This is a genomic window from Streptomyces synnematoformans, from assembly GCF_039531005.1.
Lineage (GTDB): Bacteria > Actinomycetota > Actinomycetes > Streptomycetales > Streptomycetaceae > Streptomyces > Streptomyces synnematoformans.
Genome location: NZ_BAAAPF010000746.1, coordinates 1 through 693 on the forward strand (window position 1 = coordinate 1; position 693 = coordinate 693).

General features: G+C 82.5%; 1 pseudogene. It reads left to right on the forward strand.

Annotated elements, in window-relative coordinates:
• Positions 1 to 157: 157 nt before the first annotated feature.
• Positions 158 to 693: pseudogene (locus tag ABD317_RS37475) on the forward strand (hypothetical protein); the annotation flags it as partial.

Consider the following 693-nt stretch of genomic DNA (forward strand, 5'->3'; position numbering starts at 1 on the left):
CGCACCCATCGTCCGCGTCCGCCTGCCGTCCACCGCCGCCGAGCCGGCCACGGCGCCTTCCGCTACCCCCGCCGCCTCCGCGCCCTCCGCCACCCCGGCCTCCCGCCCCCGTGCCGGAGGCGGGCCGCGCGGGTCCGCCGATCCCGTGCGGGGACTCATGCACCGGCACCGGGGGCTGTGCGAGCGCGCCGTCGACCCGCTGGAGGTCGCCGCCGGGCTGGAGGCCCGCGGCGTCACCGACCGGACCGCACGCCGCTGCCGCCACCGGGACGTGTTCACCCTCGCCGAGGAGATGTACGTACGGACCCGCCGCCCCGGCGCCGGTCCGCCTCCGGCGCCGGGTGGCGCCCGGCGCCGTGCCCCGCTCGCCCCCGTCGCCCACCTCCTGCCCCTCGCCGGCGGGCTCCTCGTCCTCCTCGCCACCGGGCTGCGCGGCGCGGCGCAGCCCGCCGTGACCGGCGCCGGAGTCGCCGCCGCCGCGCTGGCGCTGGTGCTCGGGCTGCAGCGGGGGCCGTTGCGGGTCGGTGCCGGGCTGCCGCCGGGGGCCGGTCTTGCGGTGGGGTGGCTGCTGGCGTACGCCGCGTACGGGGACTGGGTCCTCGGCGAGCTGCCCGGCGACGCCACCGGGGTCACCGGCGCGCCCGTCGTCCCGCGCGCCGCCGCCGCGCCCCCGCGCCGGCTCACCGCCGCGGT